The organism is Dokdonella immobilis (assembly GCF_900115085.1).
In the GTDB taxonomy this organism is placed as follows: Bacteria; Pseudomonadota; Gammaproteobacteria; order Xanthomonadales; family Rhodanobacteraceae; genus Dokdonella; species Dokdonella immobilis.
Window position 1 is genome coordinate 1 of record NZ_FOVF01000034.1, and the last position, 26,084, is coordinate 26,084.

General features: G+C 64.0%; 20 protein-coding genes. 12 read left to right on the forward strand and 8 right to left on the reverse strand.

The window, feature by feature from the left end; translation table 11 throughout:
* Positions 1-493: 493 nt before the first annotated feature.
* The 4 genes from BM125_RS17030 to BM125_RS17045 all read right to left on the reverse strand — a co-directional run bounded on the left by BM125_RS17030 (position 494) and on the right by BM125_RS17045 (position 4,032).
* A complete protein-coding gene (locus BM125_RS17030) occupies positions 494-1,138 on the reverse strand; it encodes a glutathione S-transferase family protein (protein WP_092410207.1) in 645 nt (214 codons plus the stop codon).
* Entirely contained in the window at positions 1,135-1,629 is a 495-nt protein-coding gene (locus BM125_RS17035) for an SRPBCC family protein (RefSeq protein WP_092410209.1), read from the reverse strand. The genes BM125_RS17030 and BM125_RS17035 overlap by 4 nt, the downstream gene beginning before the upstream one ends.
* Positions 1,626-1,985 carry an ArsR/SmtB family transcription factor gene (locus tag BM125_RS17040; RefSeq protein ID WP_092410211.1) on the reverse strand — a complete coding sequence of 120 codons (360 nt, stop codon included), beginning with the start codon at positions 1,983-1,985 and terminating at the stop codon, positions 1,626-1,628. Before BM125_RS17040 ends, BM125_RS17035 begins: the two co-directional genes overlap by 4 nt.
* A 364-nt stretch (positions 1,986-2,349) precedes the next feature.
* Positions 2,350-4,032 (reverse strand): GspE/PulE family protein, encoded by a 1,683-nt coding sequence (locus BM125_RS17045; protein WP_175498159.1) that lies wholly within the window; start codon positions 4,030-4,032, stop codon positions 2,350-2,352.
* 704 nt (positions 4,033-4,736) lie between these two features.
* On the opposite strand from BM125_RS17045, the gene BM125_RS17050 reads away from it, so the two are divergent.
* Together BM125_RS17050 and BM125_RS17055 are read left to right on the forward strand one after the other, a co-directional pair.
* Positions 4,737-5,498: a hypothetical protein gene (locus BM125_RS17050; RefSeq protein WP_092410215.1), complete on the forward strand. Its 762-nt coding sequence runs from the start codon at positions 4,737-4,739 to the stop codon at positions 5,496-5,498.
* Between the two features lie 29 nt (positions 5,499-5,527).
* The gene (locus tag BM125_RS17055; RefSeq protein WP_092410217.1) at positions 5,528-6,451 is read left to right on the forward strand and encodes a collagen-like triple helix repeat-containing protein; all 924 of its coding nucleotides are present in this window, start codon (positions 5,528-5,530) and stop codon (positions 6,449-6,451) included.
* A 351-nt stretch (positions 6,452-6,802) separates the two neighbouring features.
* Here BM125_RS17055 and BM125_RS17060 read toward each other — a convergent pair whose 3' ends face one another.
* Entirely contained in the window at positions 6,803-7,375 is a 573-nt protein-coding gene (locus tag BM125_RS17060) for a hypothetical protein (RefSeq protein ID WP_092410219.1), read from the reverse strand.
* A 9-nt stretch (positions 7,376-7,384) separates the two neighbouring features.
* On the reverse strand, positions 7,385-7,936 hold the full coding sequence (locus BM125_RS17065; RefSeq protein ID WP_092410221.1) for a hypothetical protein: 552 nt from the start codon (positions 7,934-7,936) through the stop codon (positions 7,385-7,387).
* A gap of 995 nt (positions 7,937-8,931) precedes the next feature.
* On the opposite strand from BM125_RS17065, the gene BM125_RS17075 reads away from it, so the two are divergent.
* From BM125_RS17075 to BM125_RS17085, 3 genes are read left to right on the forward strand one after another with little or no spacing between them, the layout of a single operon-like run.
* Positions 8,932-10,482, forward strand: a complete 1,551-nt coding sequence (locus BM125_RS17075) for a choice-of-anchor J domain-containing protein (protein WP_139225088.1) — start codon at positions 8,932-8,934, stop codon at positions 10,480-10,482.
* An 18-nt stretch (positions 10,483-10,500) separates the two neighbouring features.
* Positions 10,501-12,093: a sulfotransferase family protein gene (locus tag BM125_RS17080; protein WP_092410227.1), complete on the forward strand. Its 1,593-nt coding sequence runs from the start codon at positions 10,501-10,503 to the stop codon at positions 12,091-12,093.
* Positions 12,094-12,148: 55 nt separating this feature from the next.
* A complete protein-coding gene (locus BM125_RS17085; RefSeq protein ID WP_092410229.1) occupies positions 12,149-12,820 on the forward strand; it encodes an SDR family oxidoreductase in 672 nt (223 codons plus the stop codon).
* A 27-nt stretch (positions 12,821-12,847) separates the two neighbouring features.
* On the opposite strand, the gene BM125_RS17090 is transcribed toward BM125_RS17085, so the two are convergent.
* Positions 12,848-13,942: a GGDEF domain-containing protein gene (locus BM125_RS17090; RefSeq protein ID WP_092410231.1), complete on the reverse strand. Its 1,095-nt coding sequence runs from the start codon at positions 13,940-13,942 to the stop codon at positions 12,848-12,850.
* A gap of 233 nt (positions 13,943-14,175) precedes the next feature.
* Positions 14,176-14,532, reverse strand: a complete 357-nt coding sequence (locus tag BM125_RS17095; RefSeq protein WP_092410233.1) for a hypothetical protein — start codon at positions 14,530-14,532, stop codon at positions 14,176-14,178.
* Between the two features lie 264 nt (positions 14,533-14,796).
* Here BM125_RS17095 and BM125_RS17100 point away from each other — a divergent pair, with 264 nt between their 5' ends.
* The 7 genes from BM125_RS17100 (at position 14,797) to BM125_RS20330 (ending at position 26,037) form a co-directional block, all read left to right on the forward strand.
* On the forward strand, positions 14,797-17,421 hold the full coding sequence (locus tag BM125_RS17100; protein WP_092410235.1) for a peptidoglycan DD-metalloendopeptidase family protein: 2,625 nt from the start codon (positions 14,797-14,799) through the stop codon (positions 17,419-17,421).
* An 852-nt stretch (positions 17,422-18,273) separates the two neighbouring features.
* On the forward strand, positions 18,274-18,870 hold the full coding sequence (locus BM125_RS17105) for a BLUF domain-containing protein (protein WP_092410237.1): 597 nt from the start codon (positions 18,274-18,276) through the stop codon (positions 18,868-18,870).
* A 390-nt stretch (positions 18,871-19,260) separates the two neighbouring features.
* Entirely contained in the window at positions 19,261-20,961 is a 1,701-nt protein-coding gene (locus BM125_RS17110; protein ID WP_092410239.1) for a hypothetical protein, read from the forward strand.
* Positions 20,962-21,363: 402 nt separating this feature from the next.
* Complete coding sequence (locus BM125_RS17115; protein ID WP_092410241.1) at positions 21,364-21,759, forward strand: TraR/DksA family transcriptional regulator; 396 nt, start codon at positions 21,364-21,366, stop codon at positions 21,757-21,759.
* Positions 21,760-21,894: 135 nt separating this feature from the next.
* A complete protein-coding gene (locus tag BM125_RS17120; protein WP_092410243.1) occupies positions 21,895-24,351 on the forward strand; it encodes a zinc-dependent metalloprotease in 2,457 nt (818 codons plus the stop codon).
* A 195-nt stretch (positions 24,352-24,546) separates the two neighbouring features.
* Positions 24,547-25,089 carry a hypothetical protein gene (locus BM125_RS17125; RefSeq protein WP_139225089.1) on the forward strand — a complete coding sequence of 181 codons (543 nt, stop codon included), beginning with the start codon at positions 24,547-24,549 and terminating at the stop codon, positions 25,087-25,089.
* Between the two features lie 339 nt (positions 25,090-25,428).
* Positions 25,429-26,037 carry a hypothetical protein gene (locus BM125_RS20330; protein WP_092410247.1) on the forward strand — a complete coding sequence of 203 codons (609 nt, stop codon included), beginning with the start codon at positions 25,429-25,431 and terminating at the stop codon, positions 26,035-26,037.
* Positions 26,038-26,084 lie beyond the last annotated feature (47 nt).

Sequence of the window (26,084 nt, forward strand, 5' to 3'; positions counted from 1 at the left end):
AAGATGATTCGAATCGTCTGGGCCGTGCTTGCCGGTGAAGCTTCTTTCGATCAACGCAAAGCATTCCGTCCGCAACCTGCTCGTTAGACATCACGCGCAATCAAACACAGAGGAATTCGTTCAACCGAGTCCGGCCAACCTGATGAATGAAACGGTCACCGTTCCTGAGAAGAGCCCTACCGGGACAAGTGCCATGAGCACGCGTGGGTGTTTGGGCCACTCAGGATCGAAGCTCATCACGGCGCGAGGCAAATCCAGCCTCAACCACGACGCCGAATATATGTCCGAGCACCGATCCTCTTCATCGCGATGGCTTGACCTGGAGGAGGCGTCCATATATGTCCCGGTTCGTCGTGCTGGGCTTGACGCGAGCTTGTCGCCGCAGCTTCAAGGCACTGCATGAGCGCAAGCCGAGGTGGGCTGGCATCCACAAAGCATGCGTCTCTTGAGCCAGCGCGTCGCTGGAGGCGGTGTAGGCTGAATTCGGTCCTCCCTAATTGTCCGCCGCTGCGAAGTGCGCCATCTGGTCCGAATGGGCCTTGAGGAATGCCGGGCGTGCGGTGGCACGAGCCACGTAGTCGCGGCAGGCCGGAAACGACTGGAGGCCCTCGAAGCGGTTGACCAGGCGCAGCACGTCCACCATCAGGATGTCCGCGACGGAGAAGCTACCGGCCAGCCATTCGCGATCGGCCAACACTTTCTCCATGTGGGGAAGGCGGTGTACCTGCAGGAAGTCCTCGAACATCCTGAACATCGGCGTGTCCGGCTGGGCATTGGAAAATTTGAAGAATGACCATGGCTGGCTCGCCGCCTCTACAGATGCGAGTGCGGCGAATAACCACTGCTTCACTTCACTGCGACGCTGGGCTTGTGGAGGCATCAGCTTCTCACTGCGCTCGCCCAGGTGCAGCAGGATGGCGCCGCTTTCGAAGATCGACAGGTCGCCATCGGTCAACCAGGGCACCTGGCCGAAAGGCTGGTGCGCGAAGTGTTCGGCGCCGCGCGCGCGAAAAGACACGGACTCGACACGATAGGGCAGGCCGGCTTCTTCCAGCGCCCAGCGAACGCGCAGGTCGCGCACGTAACCGCGCGGCGGTTCGGGGACCCAGTCAAAGGTGTAGAGGACGAGCTGGCTCATGCCGCCGACCCAAAGCGTGCAGCCAGCTTTTCGAGTGCGCTCGTCCAGCCGCCGACATGTGCCTGCGCCATGTATTCGGGAAGCTGCTCGTGCGTCAGCGACACTTCGGTGGCACCGTCCGATTCGATGAATTCGATGGTGACCAGGGAATCCTTGTGCTGGGTGGCCGGCGAAGCCCAGGTGAACACCAGGCGACGTGGCGGATCGATCTGCACGTATGTGCCCACGTGCTCGACCAGGGCGCCGTCCGGCTGGACCATGTCGATGCGGTAGCTGCCTCCCACCACTGGGTCGGCCTGCGCCTCGGTGCGCACCGTGTCGAAGGGGCGCATCCATGCGGCGATCGCCGCCGGGTCGAGCCAGGCGTCGAACAGCGCCTGCGCGGGTGCGGCGATGCGACGTCGCACATGGACGCTGACGGGCGCGGTGCTGGCGCCGGCCGGTGGCGGGAACTCGACGGAGCGGGGCGATGGCTTGTGTACGGCATTCATTGGCGCGAACTCCTTTGGATTTTCTTGCGCGGCTTGCGCGTGACGAATTGTTCGAGGCCGGCCAGGCTCTGTTCCCAGAACTGGCGGTGGTGTTCGATCCACTCCGCGGCGGCGTTGAGGGGCTCGGCGTTGAGGCTGAGGTGGTGGTCGCGGCCTCGCACGCGGCGCACGACCAGGCCGGCGCGTTCGAGCATGCGCAGGTGCTTGGACACCGAATTGAGCGAGATCGGGAAATCCGCCGCGATCTCGGTGACGCGCGCTTCGCCGCTGGCGAGGCGGTCGAGGATGGCGCGGCGGGTCGGATCGGCAATGGCGCCGAAAAGTTCGTCGAGCTGACTGGATCTATATTCACCCATAGAGGTGAATATAGGCCCGGTTACTCCGTTCGTCAATATCAATGGGAAAAGCGCTCAGGTCTTGAATTGCTGGATCGGGTCCAATCGCAGTACCCGGGTCAGGTTGCACTTTTCAGGTCAGTTGCCGTTCTTCTGCGACGCCCGATCGTTGCAGGGCCTGCGCGCCGAGTGGTGGTGCGATTCGGCACGTCCCTGATTCCTGGACGGCCTGAATCGCGCCTTGCGTTGCCACCTGTCCAGCCTTCCGACCAGAGTGCAATTGAGCTGTCGGGGAGATCGGGAGTCGTCCAACCTGACCCCGGCCATGCTGCGCACTGCAGGTTGATGCGGCTTTGCGCGGCAAGAGGCGAACTCTCGCAGCCGTTCACTCCGCGCGAACCCGCCAGGCCTCGGTCAACGAGATCGCGCCGCTTCGCGCCAGGGCCACAGCAGCCTGCGTGATCGGGATCATGCCTTCGGCGATGGCCGCTTCGTGCAGGGCATCGGCATCGGCACCGGGCACGATGAGACGGCGCAATCGCGGCGTCATCACCATCAGTTCATACACGGCCTGGCGGCGGAATACGCCGAGCCCCTCGCAGTGATGGCAGCCGCGGCCGATCTGGAATTTCTCATCGGCAGCGACGCCCAGCGTTTCGCGAACATGCATGTCCACGGCTTCCTCGATTCGGCAATGCTGGCAGGTCAGGCGCACCAGTCGTTGCGAGATCACGGCGAGCAGTGAGGTGCGCAGCAGATAGGACTCCACGCCAAGGTCGAGCAGGCGGGTGACGGTTGTAGCCGCGGTATTCGTGTGCAGGGTGCTCAGCATGAGGTGGCCGGTCAGCGCGCTCTCGACGGCGATGTCGGCGGTCTCGCGATCGCGGATTTCCCCGACCATGATCACGTCGGGATCGTGGCGGAGGAAATTGCGCATGGCACTGGCGAAGGTGAATCCGGCAGCGCGGTTGACCTGCATCTGCTGGATGTCGGCGATATGGAACTCGACCGGATCCTCGATGGTGAGAATGTTGATGCGCTGCTTGCGCAGTTCCATCAGCATGGCGTAGAGCGTTGTCGACTTCCCGCAACCGGTGGGTCCGGTGGCGAGGAACATGCCGTGACTGCGTGCCATGACATCCTCGACACGCCCTCGGTCGGATTCGCTGAGGCCGAGTTCGTCGAGGTTCCAGAGGCTCTCGGTCGTGTCGAGGAGGCGGATGACGATGCTCTCTCCGAACACCGTTGGAAGCAGCGAGATGCGCAGGTCGACGCTGCGTGCCTCATCGATGTGGAATGTGGTGCGACCGTCCTGCGGCCGCCGGTGCTCGGCGAGATTCATTCCCGCGAGGACCTTGATCCGGCTGACCACAGCGGGATTCAGGGCGCGTGCCAGACGGCGCACCGGAACGAGCTCGTCGTCGATCCGGAAAAGCACGTCGGTTGCAGTCTCTCCGGGGCGCAAGTGGATGTCCGATGCACGTCGGCTGACCGCGTCGGCAATCAGCGTATGGACCATGCTCACGACCGGCATCTCGAGGGCGAGACGCTGTGCTTCCTGCTCGCTCGGCGACTGCGCATCGATGATGTCCGTGTCGAGGCCGAGTTGCAGGGCCATGGCACGATCTTCCACCTGGTCGTAATGCCGCGCGATGGCCTCGCGGATCTGCAACGGAGAGGCGACCAATGGCAGGACCCTCTCACGGCTCAGAAAGTCGAGCAGGCGCTGGGCATCCGGTCCGCTGGGGTCTTCCATGGCCACAGCCAGCAAACCCTTGTGCAGGCGCAGAGGGACCGCGCGCAGGCGGCGGGCGAGATCGGGAGGAATCAGAGCCAGGGCGTCGGTTTGGGCCGAAATCCGTTCGAGTCGCACAAGCGGCAGACCGAGGCATTGCGCGATTGCGTAGGTCGGTTCGCCAGCATCTTCCCCAAGTGCCAGCCAGGCCTTCAGGTCGATCGCCGGGTAGGCCCTCTCGGCATAGACGTTCGGAAAGTTGCCCAGATAGTCATCCAGGGCGGTGGCGTCGGCCAGCAAAGGGGGTTTGATCGTGAGGATGTCGCGGGTCATTGAAGGTCCGGTTCGCGTCTGCAGGCTGGCGGTGCTGTTCGTTTCGATGGGGTGATCAGTTCCGGCCGATTGCGGACCGAGCGGGTTTTTGACTGTGGGGACTCGAGGCAGTGTGAAGCGATCTCCCGGGCCCCTGCGGGACATAGCAAGAACGGGGCCAGGCCCTCCTTGTCGCAATGGGCGAAAGCGCAGGCCGGGCGAAAAGCGTTGAGCTGACCCGTCATGCCTGGATCGGTCGATGGCGGCGGCCTTCTCGAGCAGTGACTGGCCGGTCCTGATGTCTCCCCAAGATCTCCCTCCCGAGTAGTGCATCCGCTGATGCCATTGGGGCTCGGTCAGCCCCGGCTTTCGGAGGTTGCGGAGCTCAGTGATTTCCGTGACGTCACCCTGGTCGACGTGAGTGAGGCGTGCTGTCCAGTCGATCAGATCGGGATAGTCTTCGACCGCAGAAGACGTCGTGCGACAGCGGGGCGTCAGTCGAAGAACTTGGCCGCCTGCCCGATCGAGCGTTTGTCCGCGTTGTCGAATCGAACGGGCGGCCCATGCGCCGCCTGGGCTCGTCACTGATCGAGGCTGGCGCCGGCAGATCTGGCGGAGTCACCTTGCATGGCCCTTGTCGGGCTATGCGACCGATGATGCGAATTTTTGTGCATTCTTGTCTTGCATGGCTGCCGTCTATAGACTCCAACCTGTCGAACTTCAGAATGATCCAGATGATCAATTGGCGCATGAATTTTCGCTTCTCCTGTTTGACCTTCCTGCTTCTTTCGGCGGCTGCGCATGCGCAGGTCACGGTTCCTGTCGGCGCAGCAGTGCAATTGAATGGCGGTAGCATCGATTTGGGCGGCAACGACCTGGTCGTGGGAGGATCGCTGTCGATCGGGGCAGGGGCGATCGACGCCGGCCATGGCATCGCGATAGCGGCCAGTGGCGTGATTGATGCCGGAACTGGCTCACTCAGCGTTTCGGGCGATTGGTCAAATGCCGGCGTCTTCGTGCCCGGCAGCAGCCTCGTGACCTTCGAAGACGGTGCGGAAGCGCTCTCGAATTACAGTGGCAATACCCGCTTCCATGATGCGGCGTTCGTCAGTGCCGCGGGCAAGACGCACGCCTTCGCGGTGGGCAGCACGCAGGAATTCGATGGCCTCCTGCGCATCCTGGGAACGGCCGCTCTGCCGATACAGATCACGAGTTCCGCCGCAGGGCAGGTGGCGTTCTTCAACCTGTTGCCGGGTGGCTCCCAGGATATCCATTTCGTCGGCGTGTCCGATGTGCATGCGATCGGCCAGCCTCTGGCTCCGGACGAAACGAATCAGGGCGGTGCAGGCAACGATGTCGGCTGGTTTGGCAATACGCCCCTGGTCGAGGCCGCGCAAATACCCACGTTGTCCTCCTTCGGCGCACTGTTGCTCGCGTTGGCTCTTGTAGCACTCGTGGCCAGGCGCCGCAGCCAGTTCCTCGACTGATCATTCCCTCGTTATTTCCGGAGTCGGCCATGTCCATGTTCTCCGTTCGCCGCTCGTCGTTGGCTTTCACCATCGCAGCAACGCTGGGCATCCAGGCCGTCGCTGCCCAGGACGTCAATGTGACCCCGGCGGCTGGAGGCGGATTTGCGGTCAATGCGAGCGGCGGTTCGCCCTTGTTTACGGTTGATGCGTCGGGAAATCTGAGCATTGTCCATATCGGTACGGCGACCGCCTGGACCAGCCCGATGTGCTTCGACGGCGCGAGCGGCGCAGTCGGTCCCTGTTCCAACGGCGGCCTCATCGGACCTACCGGCCCGGCGGGCCCCACCGGCGCAACCGGGGCCACGGGTCCCGGCGGAGCCGTGGGACCTGTTGGTCCGACCGGCGCGACAGGATCGATCGGCGCCACCGGTGCTACAGGCGCAACCGGATTAGCTGGCGCGACGGGGGCTACGGGCGCCACGGGACCGGCGGGCGTGGCGGGCGCAACGGGTGCGACGGGATCCAGTGGCGCTGCCGGCGCGACCGGACCCGCGGGTGCAACAGGCGCCACCGGTGCGACGGGTTTGGCCGGTCCGGCCGGAGCGACGGGTGCGACAGGTGCGCCCGGATCGACTGGCCCGGCGGGTGCCACGGGACCGGCGGGGCCAGCCGGCGCACAGGGTCCTGCAGGACCGACAGGTGCCACGGGCGCAACCGGCGCCACGGGCGCGACCGGATCCATCGCGTCGATATCGCTGACGACCTATAGCAATAGCGGTACCACGGTGGCTGGAGGCAATACGATCGTCGCGACCTGCCTGACCGGCGTCGCCATCAGCGGTGGCTGCAAATCCGATCCAGCCAACGACCTGATCTCCTCATCGTTCCGCAGCAGCGCTACCACCTGGACCTGTGGCATTGGCAGCTCAGGTGGCACGCAGATGCAGGCCGAGGTCTATTGCAGCAACTGACACTTCGCACGTTCGTGGCGTCGCCGGGAGCTTGCCGGCGCTTGGTGCGACCGAGCGCATGATGTTGGAGTGTGATGTGAACACCAGGACCGGGTTCGCCTCGCGCGGCGTATCGATGGTGGCAGCCCTTGCGCCAAGGTTTCGGCTTTGGCAATCCCGATGGAGACCATGATGGCTGCTCCATTCGATGGGTGATACACAGCATCGGTTGCGTGCCCCAGCTCGGGGTCGAAACGCTTCGAGCTTTTCAAAAGGCCCGCCCAGTGCTCATCGAGGGATGTGTCGCCGCAGCATCGAGCGCCAGGGCGGAGTCCGTGTGTGGTTCGCAAGCAGCCGCGCCGCAGGGCAGTCCTACTCGAAGCCGTGGCGAAAGATCAGATCGATACGATAGTCGAAGGGACAGAGCACCGATCCGAAATTGGCCGAGGACAGTCCTCCCGTCTCGCGAGCGCGGATTTCATAGGCGTATTGGTTACCGAAGGCCGGATCCCCGCCCGCGCCGGGGTACCCGCAGGCAACCTTGAATCCCTCGGCGTGCATGCCAGGGGGTACGGTCATCGAGGTCTGAAAGAAACCGGCGTAGTAGGCGCGAATGCGTCCATCGATCATGATGGTCATGCGCTCGATGTACTGCGGCGCAGTTGCCGAGACTTGCAGGGATCCCCAGTTCACATAACACGCGTCCACTTCGTCCATCGGGCCGTAGCATTGCGCCGTCGGGCTGTCGATGAAGGAAATGGTGGGAACGCCCGGCGGCTCGCTGCGCTCGCGATGGGGTTCATCCTGGAATCCGGTGTCCCAGAGGCCGGCCGCCGGCGCCACCACCGGCATCAAGCCGCCGCAGGCAACGCTCAGCAAGAGCAGCGGCAACGTTCCGCCGAACAGCCTGATCCGCCCGAACCTGATCCCTTCATCTGCTTGCATCGGGATGCCTCACGGCGTGTAGGCGGGGCAGAACACTGTTCCGTAATTCGCCGACGTCAACGCAGCGCTGTCCTTGGCTCGGATCGTATAGGCGTAGGCGTTGCCGAATTCGGGATCGCCGCCTGCGCCGAGACCTCCACAGGCAACCTTGAATCCGCGATCATGCATGTTGAACGGGACATACATGGAAGTCTGGAAAAATCCAGAATAGCGGGCGACCTTGCCGAACACGTTGATCTCGGCCTGCATCGAGACCATGTAATTCGGATCCGCGCTGACGGCGAGGTAATACCAATTGATGTAGCAGGTGTCCTGCGTGTGGTCGGGCTGGTAGCAGGTGGCCGTTGGCGATTCGATGAAAGATATTGTCGGGACATCCGGCACCGCTGCGCCGGCCGGCGCCTTGATCTCCCTGGTATTGCCGCCCTCGATTTCACTCTTGAGGGTTTGCTGGGCGGGCGCCTGGGGAGGCCCCTCCGCGCGTGCGATTCCGATTGAAAGAAACATCGGCGCTGCCGTGGCGGCAGTCAGGAGCAGGGTACGGATAGAAAGAGCGGCCATGCGATTTCCCCCAGGTCGGTACACACGCCTTGGACGGCACCAATACTCGCAAGGGGGCCCGCTTGCAAGCGGTATAGCGTAGCTGCGACGTTTTGGCCGCCTGGCCAGTATTTCGGGTGGGGTTCGATGGTATGGCCGGGTACCAGCGGGAAGGGGCCAGCCGCGAACCGTCCATGGCGGACTTCCGCACCCGGCTCGGGTTGGTCGGGCTGGAGGGACAGCACGGGTCATGGATGTTGTGCTTCTTTGCGAATCTCCCGCCCATCGCCTGCGGGGCTTGCAGCCGGATGGCGGCGCCAATGGGCCCTTGATATCCACATGCCTTAGGGATTGGCTCCCGGCATGTGGACACGGTTGACGAGCTGCTCTCCAGGGGGAGCTCGATCTCATTTCCGATGCCACCTTGCGGGCAGGTCTGGCCGCTTGCCGCGATACGGTGGCCGTCATCCGTGGCGACATCGAGATGATGGTGGATGATAGCTCCCAGCACATGCTGGCGGTCGTTCGCCACGTCCGCGTTGATCCCACCAGCGCCGTTCATGATGGCAGGACCGAGGCCGACATGATGAATGCCGACCTGTTCGAGGTCCTGGAAAATCCCGCCGACTTGCACGCCGATCCGGAAGTCCTTGGCGCGCTCAGTGCCATTCGACGCAGCCAGGTCCACGCGCTGGGTAATCAGATCACCGTGCGCGAAGAGGTCGTTCGCCTGCGCGATCTGCTGAAGACGGTGCAAAGAACGACTTTCCCTGATCGGACTGATCCAAGGGCTCCGGGTCATGGGGGAGTTTTCGCGGGTACCGATCCTCGGGCATGCGTTGCAAAAGACAGTGATCAAGTATGCTCAGGCGGGCGACACCTACGTTCCCAGGGGAAACAACATGATCCATGTTCCAATGCGCCGTCTTCTTGCCACGTCCATCGTTGTTGCGTTCGGCGCTTCAAGTTCATTGCACGCACAGGTCTTCTATCAGAATTTCGATATCTCGGATCCGATGAATCCCAGACCCGGGTGCAATACCGGGGACTTCCCCGGTGGTGCGGGTACCTACCCGTTTCCGGTGGGCTGGGTCAAACGCAACGTCGACAATCGCGTCCCGGATGCTTCGGTCGCCTATGTCAATGAAGCCTGGGAAGTTCGCGAGGACTTCAACTTCGATGTCACCGAGTGCGCGGCCTTCAGTACTTCGTGGTACTCGCCAGCCGGTGCGGCGAACGACTGGATGTGGACACCCCTGATTTCCGTTCCGGCCGGGTCTGCCACGTTGTCGTGGCGAGCCGTAGCCTACGATCCGGCCTACCCGGATGGCTATGAAGTCCGTGTTATGCAGGCAGCGAATGGCCCGCCGACCGGCGGCACGGGCACCATCGGCAACCAGATCACCAACAGCACGACGTTGTTTTCGGTGGCCGCCGAACAGTCCGCCTGGACGCAGCATGCCGTGGGTCTTTCTGGGTTCGGCGGACAACAGGTCTATTTCGGATTCCGCAACAACTCGAACGACAAATTCCTGTTGATCATCGACGACGTCAAGGTCGTCGATGCCACGCCCAACTTGTCGGCGAGCGTGGCGGCAGTCAGCTCGCCCTATCCACGCGTTTCCGAGGGCACTCAGGTCGATGCCCGGCTTGGGGTCAGAGCGCTGAACGTCGGTGGCGCGGATCTGACCGATGTCGTCGCGACAGCCACGATCAAGCGCGATGGCGTGGCATTCGGGACGCCGATCATCTCCGACGTCATTGCCTCCTTGCCGATCGGTGCCGCTCAACCGGTCACGTTTCCGATCGGCCATACCTTCGATGGCAATGGTGTCTGGTCGATCGAATACAGCTTGAGCTCGGCCCAATCGTCCTCGGAAATCAGTCTGCTCGACAACGTGATCGAGTCGGTTCCAACGGCTGTCGGTGGCAACGAATTCGCACGGCACGAGCTGCCGCCGACTTCGGTGCTGGGCATTGGCGCCGGCAGTGGCGGGGAAATCGGCGTGCAGTTCGATTTGCAGACGACGTCGACATTCGAAGGCATTCGTTTTGCCATGAATGCCGTCGAGCCCGCGGTTCCGCCCGATCCGGAATGGGCCGGACGCAACCTGGTCGCCAACCTGAGGGAATTCGACACGTCGACCGGCAAGCCGGGCAGCCTGCTGGCCTCGACGACTCCTGTGCTGAGCACGAACGCTGGTGGCGCTTATGACGCGCCATTTTCCGGAGGAGCCCAGGTTCTGGTGCCGGGGAGATACGTGATCACCGTGTCCGAGCCGATGAGTGGGCCGGCGATGCCCCTGTTCGTGAGCGCGCAGCGTTACGAGGCAGGTGCTGGATGGATCGACTGGCCAACCAATCCCCTCGGCGGATGGGCGCATCCCGAGGATTTCGGCAACCAGTATCTAATCACGCCGGACGTTTCGCTGCTCAGCGAATTTTCCCTGTTCAAGGATGGCTTCGAGACGGCCGATTCGCCTGCGGCAGCGCCGCGCATGGCGGCACCGACGCGGCCAACCCGAAGGGCCGCGCCGACGCAGCTCGTTCCGCGCGTTCCGCGCTGACACGGACATCCACGGCGGATGCCGAGCGTCGAGCGCTACCGGAGCCGCCTCGAGCGTCACATGGCCGAGGGGCGGACCGAGCAGGCCCTGGAAGTGCTTGCGTTGTGGCGAGCAGGCCATCCAGGCCTGCTCGAGCCGGAATTGGTGCTCGCGCGTATCGAACAGCTCCAGGGTCGCTACTGCCAGGCGCGTGCCCGCGCGCTGAATGCCGTGGCGACGCTGGAGTGTCCAGGCGCACTCGCCCTCGATGTCGTCAATTGCCTGCGGGTGTTCATTGCGCACGATGCGCTGGATACATGGATCGCCTCGTTCCCCGCCCGGGCTGCGGTGCCTGCCGAGGACCAGGCGCGGATCGCGGCCGCGCTCAGTTCGATCGGATTGCATGCCCCGGCCCTCGACTGGGTGGAGGAATCCGTCGCGAAGTCACCTTCGAGCGGCATCTGTCGGGTCAATCGGGCTTTGATCCGCAGCTACGCTGGTGACTTTGACGGTGCACGCGCCGACCTCGACCAGGTCGTTGATGGGCCAGAGGATTCGGCTACCGCGCACTGGTTGCTGGCTCGCCTCGACACGCAGGATCCGGAACCTGGGCGTGTCGAACGCCTGCGTCGACGCATCGCGACGTGCGCGCGCGCGGCGGACAGTGCGCTGCTTCAGTTCGCCTTGTTCCAGGAACTCGACCGTGCCGGCGATGTGGGCGCTGCCTGGCAGGCGTTGATGGAAGGCTGTCGTCAGGCCCGCAAGCAAGCGGCGTACGATCCCGTCGCGAGCGAGCGACTCTTTGCCGCGCTCAGGAAACGGTTTCCGTTGGCCCGGTCGCCCGCGGCGCACGTCAGCCGTGATCCGGTTCCGATCTTCATCGTCGGCATGCACCGATCGGGCACGACACTGCTCGAGCGCATGCTCGCCGCCCATCCGGGTGTATTCGCCTACGGTGAATCGCAGCGGTTGAGCGGCGCGCTGCGCCAGGCGGCCGATCACGGGTGCCAGCCGCTGCTCGATGAAGTCCTGATCAGTCGCGCATCGAGCATGGACACGCGGCAGGTTTCGACCTGCTATTTCGCCGAGGGCCGGCGCCGCATCGGCGCCGCGAGTCATGTGACCGACAAGTTGCCCGGCAACTTCCAGCTGATCGGATTCATCCATGACGCGATGCCGCAGGCACGAGTGATCCACCTTCGCCGTGATCCGATGGATCTTTGCTTTGCCAATCTGCGTGAACTGTTTTCCGATTCGGTCAGTTACAGCTACACCATCGAGGATCTGGCGCATTTCCACGCGCACTACGTCGAACTGATGCGCCACTGGCAGCGCAGTTTCCCCGGTTTCGTGCTCGACGTGGATTATGAAGACCTCGTGACCAACCCCGAGCAGGTCAGCCGCAGGGTCTTCGAGTTCTGCGGACTGGACTGGACACCGGCGGCGCTCGAGCCGTCAGCATCGTCCGATTCACCGGTCAATACCCTCAGTTCGATGCAGGTGCGCCGCCCGATCCATTCGCGCAGTATCGGCCGCTGGAAGCCCTATGCCAAATGGCTGGGTCCGCTGCAGACGCTGCTGGATTGTCGGTCATCCGGATTCCAGCGGGAGCCTGGACCAGAACCGGGTTGAACGCTGGACGGATCGTCGCCACGTCAGCAAGTCCATTCCTCCCAAGGAGATTGCGATGGCTACCATCCTTGTCACGGGCGCCAACCGCGGCATTGGCCTGGCGTTGGCGAAGCGATACCGCGAACGCGGCGATGACGTGATTGGCGTGTGCCGCGAAGGCAGCGAAGCACTGGCGGCGAGCGGCGCGCGCGTCGAGGCCGGTGTCGACGTCACCGACGGCGCGGTGCTTGCCGCACTGGCCACGCGCCTCGGCGAAACCCGCATCGATGTCTTGATATGTAACGCCGGCATCCTGTCGAAGGAATCCCTGGGCGAGATCGACGAGGATGGGTTCGAACGCATGCGCCGGCAGTTCGAGGTCAATTCGCTCGGACCCCTGCGTACGGTGCAGGCCTTGTCCGGTCACCTGGCCAGTGGCGCCAAGGTCGGCATCATCACCAGTCGCATGGGTTCGGTGGCAGACAACGGGTCGGGCGGCTTCTATGGCTACCGGGCGTCCAAGGCGGCGGTGAATGCGATCGGCAAGTCCCTGGCGCTCGATCTCAAGGACCGAGGTATTGCGGTGATACTGCTGCACCCGGGATACGTCGCGACCGAGATGGTAGGTGGCGGCGGTGACATCAGTCCGGATGCGGCCGCTGCACAACTGGTCGAACGCCTCGATGCGCTGACACTTGCCGAGACTGGCAGCTTTCGCCATGCAAAGGGCGCCGCGCTGCCCTGGTAGCCGAAGCGCAGCTTGCGGGACCCCAGACTAGCAAACCAACCTGTCAGGTCCGAGGCGGGTGGCCAGATCGATCGGGCGTTCGTTGGCGGACAGTGCGCTCGGTGCGCCTGCCGAGGCGAGGAGATTGTCATTGGCGGGGCGCGACACGCCATCGACTATCGAACGGTTTCGTCCCTCGCGCTTGGCTCGGTACATGGCGGCGTCGGCGCGTTCGCGCCACTGGCGTTCGCTTTCATTCGCGCGCAGGAGGCTGCCGCCGAACGATGCAGTTATCGGAAATTCGCCGCAGCGTACTTCGCGCATCAGGCTCTCGCGGACCTTCTCGGCAATCTCCCACAGTGCCTGCGCGTCGGCATCCGGAATGAGCAACGCGAATTCCTCGCCACCGAGACGAAACAGTCTGTCGGCCCGGCGTGTGATGCGGCGAACCACGCTGGCGACCTGGACCAGTACGTGGTCACCGGCCTCGTGACCGAAGCGGTCATTGACCTGCTTGAAATGGTCGAGATCGAACGTGATCAGACCGAGCGGCTTCCGGCTGCGAGCGCTCTCTGCCAAGGCGGCATTGATCTGCGCCCCCATGGCGCGGCGGTTTCCGGCGCCGGTCAGGGGGTCCAGCGTCGCCAGGTTTTCGAGTTGCTGGCGCTGGACGTCGGTGCGCCAGGCAAACGCGAACGAAAACAGGCTGACGACCACGCTCGATCCGACGAACGCGGCCTTGTGGGCCAACTCGGGCAATGCCAGTGGACTCGCCGCAACGGCAGCGATCGCACATGTGGAAATCAGGACGGCGCGCAGGCGCTCGATAAGGAGGAAGTTCGAGAGCAGCACGGCGTACATCCACAGTGAACCCGCCGTGCCGGCCACATAGGCGATCGCGATGCAGCCGATCGAGTAGGTCACGGCGAGGAACAGCGATGCCCCCTGCGTACGGCCGCTGACATAGGCATGAACCGCGCCGAGCGAGATGCAGGCGACAATCAGCAAGTCGATCAGGGCGGCAAGGTTCTGGCCGGAAAGGAAGCGGTATGCCGCAAACGGGAGGATCATCACGTTGGTGATCACACCGAACGTGACGACGAGGGCGAGATTGAAGTCCTGGCGAATCCGTTTCATCCACATGTGAGTAGCCTGCCTGGAGGGCCCATGATCGATCGGGGCCTGCCTGGCACCTGCATCATCCGGGCCATCCGAGCCCGGCAAAACGTGCACTGGTGCTCAACTTGCGATGAAACGCCGCGCAGATGGGGCCATCAGGGTTCCCTGTGGTTGGCGGCACGCCTCCGATGCCTGTTCAGCGCAGGCATGCGAGCGGCGCACCGGGGCCAGCGCCCGGGCATCGACGAGTCTGTCTTCTATCCAGGCGGTGGAATTCGCCGTCGATGCCGCACGTTCCGGCGGGTCGGGCCGTGCTGGGCGAGGCTGCCGATCGGGCAGCTGTAGCCGCACTCGGTCTGCAAGATCAGATCGCGAACCCTGGCGCGCAAGGCGAAGACGCGCTCGATAGGGTCCGCGACGTCGTTCCAAGCCGGCGCCAGCAGAATCCGGTCGACGCCGCGGTGGTGGAGATCCAGGACAGCGAGCAGCACGTCCTGCTTGCCGGAAAGGAAATGTAGGAGGCTGCCGCGAAGCATGTCGCCACGCTTGAGCAGGAAGGCGATCGTGGTCGACTGATGGTCCCTCTCGCGCAACAGCCCCTTTGCGAAGAGCACGATGCGCTGCCGTGAGGCGGGCCCGAATCGATTTGCTCGCTCATTCAATTCAGCCTGTCCCGAGGTGAATGAGCCATCGACCGGCCTGCAGTCCGTGCGTCGGCGCACGCATCCCTCCTTCCGCAGTCGACATGGGCGAGAGACAGGCTCGATCGAGCCCGATGACCGCCGCGGGTCTCGAGCGGCCTGCCTGGCCCCTATTGCCGCCGGTTTGCGTGTGAACAGCCAGGAACACCGGGTTCCGTTTCTGGCAAGGGTGCAAGCATGAATGTTCGACCGTTGGTATCGATGATCGCCTTGGCTGCCGGCGGGTTCGTGCAGGCGCAAAGCGGCACCGGATCCACCTGGGACACGTTCGGTCCGGACCGGGCCAGCGGTGTCTTCCTCAACATCACGCGCGAACATCTGAGCAGCCAGAATGCGTATGGCATTGCCGTGGACCATCAGCAGCGCCTGCTCGTGCTCAACGAGTGGCGCGAGACCGGAAACAGCAACGTCGACTGTGCGGTGACCCGGCACCTGGTCAATGCACGCCTGCTCGACATGAGCTACACGGGGCCGGACGAACTCGAAGGTACCCGGCGCGTGGCGGCCGACATGGGCGGCAACGATGTCGATCTGTGCACGGCGATCGACGTCGACGCGAGCAATCGGGCCGTGATTTCCGGGTGGGGCGCGTCCAGCAGCGGACTCAGCGGCTTCCTCGTGCGGTTGACGTCGAGCGGCGCCTACGACACGAGCTTTTCGTCGGACGGCAAGCTCGCGCTATCCAACGTTTCGCCCTTCCTGGGGCTGCAGACCCGGCTCAACCATGTGCTCGCCGTTGGCAACAACGTGCTGGCCTGCGGTTGGGTGGAGCGCGGTGCGAGCCGCAACATGCTGATCGTGAGATTCAATGCGAGCGGCCAACTCGATACGGGCTTCCGCGGAACCGGCCATGTCGAGATCGACTTCAATGTCGCCGGCGATCGCAGCGACGGCTGCTCACGGTTGGTCGTGCTGCCCAACGGCAACATCGTCGCCGGGGGCATCGTCACCGATTCCGGCGGAGACCAATCCTACGGCCTGACCCAACTGACTTCGGCCGGCAATTTCGTGAGCGGATTCGGCAACCAGGGGCGACTGATCGTCGACGACGGCAGTGCGCTGGCGGCGACTCCGACCCTCAACGACATCGCCTGGGATGCTGGCCGCAGCCGCCTGATGGTCGCCTGCGGCCTCGATTTCAGTGCGGGCCTCGAACCGTCCGGCTGCGTGCTCGCCATCCGTGGCAGCAGTGGCACGCTCGATTCCGCCTTCGATGGCGATGGACGCAAGGCGTTCCGCTTCTCGAGTTTCGGCAGCGGGGCGCCACGCGAATCCGGGGGAACACGCGTGCGGCGACTGCTGATGCGCGACGATGGCAGCTTCTATCTGCTCGGAACGCACTACAACAGCGAAAACGATGCAACGACTTACGGCAGCAGCGATGCGGCGACGATGCGTTTCGAAGCCGACGGCAGCGTCGTCGAATCCGGCAGCGACGCCTATTCGAGTGACGGCATCGCGTTCCATACGCTTGCTGAAGTGACCCAGGGAGGTGTCAGCGATGCGACCCGCTTTCGCGTTGCCGAAGCGATGGTCGATGCCATCCTCTATCACGGCAACCTGCTGTTCGTGGCGGACCGCGAGCGCTACCCGAGTTTCGTGTTCGATCACGATGGCGATGGAAACCTGAATGAACCCGGCCCGATCGCGCCAGTGATTGCGGCAATCACCACCGAGCACCTCTTCGGCGCCGATTTCGACTACGACGGCATACCGCCCTCCGCCTCGGCCACTCCTGCGGTGCAGACGCCGATCGGCCTCGGCAATTATTGCAGCGTGCGCAACGCGAGCGGCGGGGGATTCGGACTGTTGCCGCAGGGCACCGGTAGCGATCCCTGCCAGGTATTCCTCGACAGCAATCCGACCGCCATCATCGAACGATCCGGCATGTATTGGCTGGCCGGACTGAATTGGGTGATCGGCACCTGCAGCGGTAATTTCATCACCCTGCGGGGCGGCAACGGCACGCAGCCCTTCGACCAGGCGTTTGCCGACGCGGCGGGCCGCAGCAATTGCGTTTTCACGGCGACCGCTGGCAAACTTCCGATCTTTTCGCGACCGTACAGCGGTTCGCACTCCGGAATCGGCAACACCCAGGCATTCAACCACGATCCGTACAACATACCGGTCGATGTAACCGACTTCGGCCAGCCTGCGGGAACCTACGACGCCTGCGCGATCGACAATCGCGGTCGCCAGCGCAGCGTCGGCAATCCGAATGCGGTCCCCTCGACCTGCAACTACGACAATTCCGGGGTCAATGAGCCGGCCGTCGATATCGATGTGACCAGCTCGCGCTATGTGGTGGCCACCGCTTCGGGGCGGGTCAGCATGGCCGTCCCGAGGCACGTCCCGCCGTACGCGCCGGCAGGCATGGATCCCTATCAGCGCGAGGTCTTCGTGCGTCACCAGGTCGGTGGGGGACGCTACGCGGAAATCTTCACGACCTATTACGCGCACATGCAGGATACGGCGGTGCGTCGCGGTGACGTGGTCAGCGCCGGCACGATCCTGGGAAGGGTCGGCACCACGGGTGCCTCGACCGGCGAGCACCTGCACCTGTCGGTGGTTCGCCATCGCAACCTGTCCTTCCGCAGCACGTTCGAATTCCGCTTCGAAGGCGGACAGCACGATCGCGATGCCAGCGTCGCAACGGTAGACCCGTGGGGCTGGATGGCGCCGCAAGGCGTCGATCCCTGGGCCTGGCGTTTCCGCAACCATGCCAGCAACGCCTTGCTCGACGATGCGGGTGGGTTCAGTTCGCGTCTTTGGATTTCCGGGGAGGCACCGCCGTTGAACTGACGGGGTTCTCCTCTGGGCCCGGCGCCATACGCGCCTGCCCGATGCTGAAGCGCAACCGCTGTTTGCGCTGGCCGCAGCGCACTCGACGCGCCGGATTCGCAGGAAGCCCGGGTGGCCGCCAGAGGGAACGTGTCCGTTGCCGCAACGAAAAGGGGCACCCATCGGGTGCCCCTCGAGCAGCATCTTGGCGCGGGAATCGGCGGACCGATCGGCCCCTTCGGCAACTTTCATGGGTGCATGCCGAGGCCAGGGCCGAATGCCCACGTCCGCGACGCGACGATCGAACCACTGCAACGCAGGGCGCTGGCGCAGCAAGGGAGATACGCGCGGTGGATGCCCATCGCGTGCTTATGATGGCCGACCATGTCACGAACTGCGCGCCTGCGGAGTGGCGTTCATAGTCGAAAGCTATTCGTTCGATCGGAACAATCGATTTCATCAAAAGCAGCCCCGACAGCATACTTCTGGGCGCTGGCGAGTCAGCGATGACGTCCGGACGGGATCGGGCGCCCCGAACGAGGGACGCCCGAACTGTCGTTAAAGAGTGACGGAGACGGCTTCGCCCGCACGTGGCGAGTCCCGGATGGCGATGGCTCACAAGCCCCAATTGGCGTGCGGCACGTCCTCACGGATTGCCGGGCTTGCTTTGGCGCGCAGGAAACTGCGCAACGTCCAGTTTGCCGCGCCGACGCGTCCGGCACTCCGATCGTGCCGCGCACGCATGATCCTGCGTGCCAGCCACGCATGCATCAAGCCATGTCGAACCGGATCCAGCCCGGCAAGGGCCGGGTGCATTCGACGATGGCCCATCGATTTCGATCGAGCGACACTTCAATCAGGAGCAGGGTTTCCATGTCGAATCTGCAACGCCTCGTCTATTCGAGCCGCGCAACCTTTGCCCAGGTCCAGGACGACAGCGGTATCAACCGCGAGGTCGCCCGGATCCTCATGCAGTCGCGCAGGAACAATCCGCGCCAGGGCCTGGTCGGTGCGCTCTATTTCGGTGACGGCAACTTCTTTCAATGCCTGGAAGGCGAGGCCGAGGCGCTCGACGAGGTCTGCGAACGCATCCGTCAGGACTCGCGGCACACGGGCATGAAGGTGCTCGGACGCCATCCGATCAAGTCCAGGTCCTTTTCGGTCTGGGCCATGAAATTCGTGCCAAACGCGATGCAGGTGCAGATCCTCCTGGTCAGCCGCGGCCTGACCCGCTTCGAGCCCGAGAAATTCGATGAGTCGACCATTTCGGCCATGCTCACCTTGCTGCGCCAGGGGGCCGATGCCGACCTGCTGCAGGTCGATGCGTCGGGCAATCGCCGTTCGGGAAACCGTCTGCCGGAGCCCGTCGCTGCAACGGCGAGCGGCCATTCCGGACGCACTGCCATGCTGTTCGGTGCGGCGGCCCTGGTCGTGATTGCCTGCATCGCGTGGCTCGTCCTTGGCGGATAGTCCCGGACCGGGCGAACGTATAAAGGGGAGGTTCTGAAAGGCAAGTGCGGACGGCCAGACGGGGCGGATTTCGCTGGACGCATTGCAGCGACGGCTCGATGGCTTTCCTCCCTGGCTGCGCCGGAATACACGCCACTCGACGATGGCGTTGGTGCGCGCAAGCGTCCTTGGTCGATCGGTAGCCCAGCGACTGCTCTGCTGCATTCGCTCCCTTCCGATCATGCGCCTTCTCCGATGGGTCTTCCCATCCTCCTTCCAGTTGATGCAGGTCAATGTGCGGGCATCGGCTCCGGTTCATCGTGATGCCCACGTTGCCACGGCTACGGCCATTGGCGAACACCGCTGGTTGGTGTGGCGGCCTGTTTCCTTCGCACTCTCGAGGACCATCCGATGTCTGCCTTCAATCGTTCGACCTTCAGCGCAGCGGTGGCACTAGCCCTGTGCATGAACCATGCGTCCGCCCAGCAATTCTCATGGGAGACCGGTGTCAACAACGGGACCATCGCCCCTGGTGGAGACCCGGCTGCGACCTTTCGAAGCTACAACCAGCCTGCGATCGACAATGCCGGCTTGATCGTGTTCCGCGCCCGCAGCAGTGCCGGAAGCGGTGCCCAGATCAGCGGTGTCTACCAGCGCGACCTGAGCGGTCCGAATCCCGTGGTGAAACTCGTGGCACGCGATGACGTCGTGCCGGATCCGAACAACACATCGTATAACGGCGTACCTTCGTCGTTCACCGAATTTCCGTCGACGCCGCGAATCGACCAGGATACCGGCCTGGTGGCAACGCGCGGCCAGCACAAGCCGGTGTGGACCTATCTGCTCGGCGCAACCGAGACGCGCGTCGGCACGTCGGGAATCTATGCCTTTCCGCAAGGTGTGGGCGTGACCGGAGCGAGTCTTCTCGGCAGTGCGCTCGAAGCGGACCAGGTCACTTTGAGCTTTCCCTGGTACTCGGTGCCGGGCGCGATTCTCGGCACGCGTTTCGATCAATTTCCCGGTTCCCCGGCTGTCACCAATGGTCGTTACATCGTATTCAAGGGGAACTACACCGACCCGCTCGACGGCCTGGGTCGTACCGGCGTCTATTTCCGCGATGTCCTGGGCGGGACGCCAACGCCGTATACCGGGTTGATTGCAGACTCGAACACGCTCGTGCCGAACCAGCCGAAGGGAGGCAGTGTGAAGTTCGGTTCCACTGCGCCACCCAGTGCCGCGAACGGCCTCGTCTACTTCACCGGCCTCGACATCGAGGAAGCACCGACCCTGGGCGGCATCTATCGTGCGCAGATCCCGGCATCACCACCTCCGCTTGCGCCGCTGGCCTTGCCGCTGAGCGTGATGGTCGGAATCGGCGACCCGGTCCCCGGCGAACCACCCGGTGCGGTCTTCAATGGACTCGGCGAAGGACTCTCGGTCAGCAGTGACGGCAATCTCGTTGCATTCTGGGCGCGATGGGGAACCGAAACATTCGAAAAGACCCTGTTGTGTCCGACCGATGGCAACGCCGACCTCATTGCCTTCTGCAACGAAACCTATCCCGATGGCCTGGTGGTGAACATTCCGGTCCATCAGGGCATCTTCATCCACGATGCCACCAGCGGCATCACCTCAGCCGTGGCGCGCACCCAGAATGACGGCGTGGAAGATCTCCTGTTCTGGGTCTTCTCGGGTCGCCCGCCGGGTGTCGGCGGCACCGAGGACACCGACATCGAGCCGGCGCGCTGGCGTTCTTCGGGCTTTGCGGCCCTGTCCTTCGAAGTGGATCAACCGACCCAGGTGGTCTTCAAGGCGCAGCGCAACGGCCTGGTCGGCCTCTACCTGCGCGAGAGTTCCGTCCTCGAACTGCCACTGAGGACCGTTGCCGAGGTCGGCACAACGCCGGGAACAGAACTGGATCCACTTGCGCCAGCCGGTTCCCTGATCAGTTCCGTCGGTGTCGAACGCGAGGGATTCCGCAACGGCCGCCTGGCGATCACCGCGACGATGCTGTACGTCGATCCGATCGATCCGACGATTACCGAGAGTTGGGGCGGAATCTATATGTCGACAGGCGTGATCGATCTCATCTTCCGCGACGGGTTCGATTGATTCGAGGATGGCCGGCAGGGGGCAGTGGGTGATCCGGGGCGTTTATCGTCACTCAAGCGCGCCGGGGCCTTGGCCCATTGGGCCAAGGCTGCTGCCAGAAGCGACTCTTCCGCGATCAACCGGAACAGTCCATCGGCTGAAGCGCTTGCCGTCATCGAGCGTGATGACGGTTGCCGCTCGCTTCATGCCCTGGCCACGCCCGAACCCCCGATGCCGCGCTCGATTGCGGAATGGGTCGGTGACCCCGCGATGGTGCAATCCGTGGGGTCTTGGGTATAGGGTGTAGAAGCGATGCGTATCCATGTTGGCAAAGCCGGCTACGCGTCCCTCCCAAACTCCGACCGCCGGGTCCGCGGACCCGACCGACCCAATCGTTCACCCCTCGTGCAAGGAGCCAGACCCATGTCGAATCCATCCGGAGGATCGTCCCATCCGCAGCTGGACCGCTCGTTCATCGAACTGCAACGCAAGAGACTGGAGGCGCTGCGCGAAGAATTGCTCGGTGGTGAGCAACGTGAGATCGCGGACGAGCGCGCAGAGCGCGAATTGCATGGAAACGAAGCCCGGGAGTTCGAGGACGATGCGCAGAGCATGGCCCAGCGTGAAGTCGGTCAGGCGACGCGCAACCTGAACGATCGACGCATCGCCGACATCGAGCGTGCGTTGCGGAAGATCGAGCAAGGCAGTTATGGCCTCTCCGAGGCGAGCGGCAAGCCGATTCCGCTGTCCCGGCTTGAATCGACGCCAGAGGCGATCTACACCGTCGAGGAAGAACGCAGTCGCGAAGTGCGCCGCTGATAGGTCCCGCGGCCAATTGTGGCGGGGATCGGTAGGTGCAACACGCCGCATCGACTTGCGGTGCCTTTCGACGCATAGGCGCAGACCGTGTGTTCAGGCAGACTTGGCCGCTGCAGCCACTTCCGGAACCCACCCATGAAGGAGCTTTTTCAGACGCTTGGTGCCTTGCTGGCCCTTTCGCTCTCGACAGCGACGTTGGCAGCGAAACCCGACAACGGCAAGACGCCAGCGCCGACCGACATCGCCAGCGCGACGCGAGGCACGGTGCATGTCGCGGGGTTCTTCGATGTCTATCGCGATGAGGCCCGGGGCCGCGTGCTGCTGGGACTGCGGGAGTTCGACCAGCCGTTCCTGTTGATCAGTTCGCTGCCGTGGGCGATCGGGTCGAACGACATTGGTCTCGACCGCGGTCAGAGCAGCGGTTCCCATCTTGTTGAATTCCGACGTGCCGGCCAGCGCGTATTGCTGGTCGAGGACAATGCGCGTTTTCGAGCCGTGTCGAGTAATCCGGACGAGGCGCTGAGCGTGCGCCAGGCGTTTGCCGAATCGGTGCTCTGGGCGGGCGACATCGTCGGCGAGGATTCCAAGGGTTCGCTGGTCGTCGTCGACGTCGGCTCCCTGCTGGTTTCCGACCGGCATGGGATCGCGCGCCAGCTCAACCAGGCCGGCCAGGGCAAGTACGAACTCGATGACAAGCGCAGCGCGGTCTCCGCCGCGGATGCGAAGAGTTTTCCGGACAATACCGAACTCGAGGCACTGCTGACCTTCAAGGGTCCAGGCGAAGCCGAATACGTGCGCGACGTGGCCCCGGACCCGGAAAGCCTGACTGTGCGCCAGCACCTGAGCCTGGTGCGACTGCCACCGCGGGGCTATGTGCCGCGCGCCTATCACCCGGCGTCCGGCGGCATGAGTGTCGGCTACTACGACTTTGCAAAGCCGCTCGCGTCGAGCATCGAGGTCCGCGTGCAGCCGCGTTTCCGTCTCGAGAAGACCGATCCGGCCGCCACGCTGAGTACGGTGCGCAAGCCGATCGTGTTCTACGTCGACCGCGGTGCGCCGGAACCGGTTCGCTCGGCGCTACTGGAAGGCGCCAACTGGTGGCAGAGCGCGTTCGAGAAGGCCGGATTCAAGGACGCGTACCGGGTCGAACTGTTGCCCGAAGGCGTCGATCCGATGGATGTGCGTTACAACCTGATTACCTGGGCGCATCGGATGACGCGCGGCTGGTCCTACGGCCAGCCGATCGTCGACCCGCGCACCGGCGAGATCATCAAGGGATCGGTGACGCTTGGCTCGCAACGCATTCGGCAGGACATCATGATCGCGGAGAGCCTGCTCGCGCCTTACGACAAAGCCGATGCCGGCGCACTCGCACGCGAGGCCGAACAGATGGCGCTCGCGCGCCTGCGCCAGCTGGCCGCGCATGAAGTGGGTCATGCGCTTGGCTTCAACCACAATTTCGCGGCGAGCCGGCTGGGCAATGGTTCGGTCATGGACTACCCGCATCCATTGCTGAAGATCGGCGAGGACGGCGACATCCATCTCGACAAGGTCTATGGAATCGGTGTCGGACCGTGGGACGATTTCCTCGTCGCCCACGCCTACGCGCAGTTCGCCCCGGGCACCGAGGCGGCGTCGCTGGCGGCCTTGCGCTCAAATATCGCCAAGGCCGGCTTTCGCTACATGAGCGATCCGGATGCACGTTCACCGGGCGATGCCGAAGTCGACGGTCTGCTCTGGGACTACGGCGCGGACTCACTGGCGACCTACGATTCGCTGATGGCCGTCCGACGCAAGGCCCTCGACGACTTCTCGATCGGCGTGCTGCCGCCCGAGCGGCAGGTCGGTGAACTCGAGGCGCGTCTCGTTCCGGTTTATCTGTTGCATCGCTACCAGCTCGAGGCCGTTGCGCGCCTGCTTGGCGGGGTGACCTATGCGTACTCCGAGGCGGCCGACCGTCAGGCCGGAACGCACACCGTTGCCGCCGAGCGTCAACGCGCCGCGCTGAATCGACTGGTCGCTTCGCTGGGTGCCGAACAGCTCGCGTTGCCGGCCAACGTGCTCGATCTCGTCACCCCTCCCGGCATTGAATACTCGCGCTCGCGCGAGTACTTCGCGACCGCCAGCGGACCGATGTTCGATCCATTTGCCGTCGTTGGCGCCGCTGCGGCGCAAACGACGACCTTCCTGTTCGCGCCCGAGCGCCTCAACCGGGTGGCCTGGCAGCACGCGCGCGACGCAACGTCGCCCGGCATCGACGAGCTGCTCGAGGCGATTTTCCGCGGTACCTGGCAGCGCAAGCCGATCGATGCCAGCGTGCCTGCCGGCGAGGCCGTGCAGGCTGCCGCGAATTGGGTCGTCCTCGATGCACTGCTGGCCACGCTCGAGGCCGGCAAGCTGCATGCACAGGTCGCCGCGGACCTTCGCGATTCGCTGCAGGGCTGGCAGGTCTGGTTGGCGGACAATGCCGGACGCGGCAGCCAGGCCGCCAATCGCAAACAGGCAGCGGCGCTGATCGGCAAGTACCTGGCCGATCCGAAATCGGTCACCCTGCGCAAGCTGCCGCAGATTCCACCCGGAGCGCCGATCTGAGGGCGTATTCGACGCCCTTAGATCCGAAGAACGAGTGGCCTGCCCGTGAGGATTGGGAATACAGGGCAGGGCGCGCCCGTCTGAAAGCTGAAACCAATGGAGATCTGCGATGGGTGGCCCGTGCCGGCACGCTCTTCCGTTTGATGAGAGCAGGCCGCACTGGCGCGGTCACCCGACAAACGCGAGGTCGATTGAATGAGAATGTTGCCCTGGTTGCTCCTGCCTGGCCTGATCCAGCTGGCTCATGCGACTCCCGTCGAGGGTTATTGCGAGCGCGATGGCAAGCGCCTTACCTTTTCCGATGGCATCGCGTTCGTCGATGCCCGCGATGCCGAGGGTGTCGTCACCACCACGATATACCTGACCAGCAAACCGCTCGATCGCAAGGCCCTTGCGGCTTGCAGCGAGTGCGCCGTGGCTCCGGGTGAGAACACGTTCGTGAGCCCGCGTGGGGATCGCATCGAGGCCCAGCGTGCGGCGACCGCGGACGGTTGGATCGAAATCCAGCATGTCGGCGGCGAACTCGACATGTCCACCATCGTCAACCTGATGTACATCGATCGCGACGGGGTGATGACCGGGCTCGACGGTGGCAATGGGCGGGTCAGCCTGCAGACCAACTCGCCCACTCGCATCGCCGGCAAGGTCACCAGCGAAGCCCATGAGCCGCCCTATGACGACACCGACATGGACTGCGCGATCAGCTTCGATGTGGCCGTCGGCTGGCCGAAGCCCTGATGCGGAAACCGGAACAGGCCTGATCCAGGATTGCGGGCTCGGTCGGACGTTGTCGAGAGCCGCAGCGCCGCGCGGCGGTCGTTCCAGCGACGCGTTGCCAGGGGAATCTCGCGAATCTGCCGGGAAGGGGCGCGGAGGTCTGACTTGAGCTGCGGTGCCGAGGGTGGCGTTCGTACTTGTTCAGACCTTGCGCTGATTTGCCGGGCATCCATCGGCCCGATCATGAGGCGCGACGGCGCGCTTGCCTCGATTGAGGCTTGAACGCAAGATGTTGCGCCCTTCAACGTGGCGACACCGCTGCCACCGCGAAAGACCACAAGCGCATATCCGGAGTGCTACATGTCAAAAGCGTTCGCCGTTGTCGTCTGCCTGCTGCTCGGCTCGAGCGTGATGGCCACCGAGATCCCGTTGAAGAATGCCGATTTCGAGTTGCCGATGGCCGGCCTTCGCATTCCGGGCTGGTCGCGTACCCAGCATGCCGGCGTCCGAGCCTACGTGGTCGAGCGCGATGCCGAACGCTTCGCCCATGGCAAGCACAGCATTCGTATGCGGCGCACCACCGAGCAGGCCTACGGCATGATCTCCCAGGTCATCGAGGCTGCGGACCTGGCCGGCAAGCCCGTCGAGTTGGCGGCGAAACTGAAGACCGCCGAGGTCGGCAAGAAGGGCTGGGTGATGAAGATGACCTTTCTTCGCTACAGCGCCATCATCGATCAGGTGCGCGCGACACCGGTCACTGGTGATACGGAGTGGACCGAGGTAGCGATCAGGAAGGACGTGCCAGCCGGGACGACGGCCATCGAGATTGGTTTCCTGCTGCTGGATGGCGGTACCGGCTGGGCCGATGACGTGCATCTGCGCACGCGCGCCGTAGAGAACGACAAGACCGATGCGAGCGCACCCGGGACATCGGCGGCGGCGGACAACAGGGCAGGCAAGTCGCGCTGAGCGATGCGAACGCGGCGTGCTTCGACGCCTCGGCAGCCGCCGGGCCG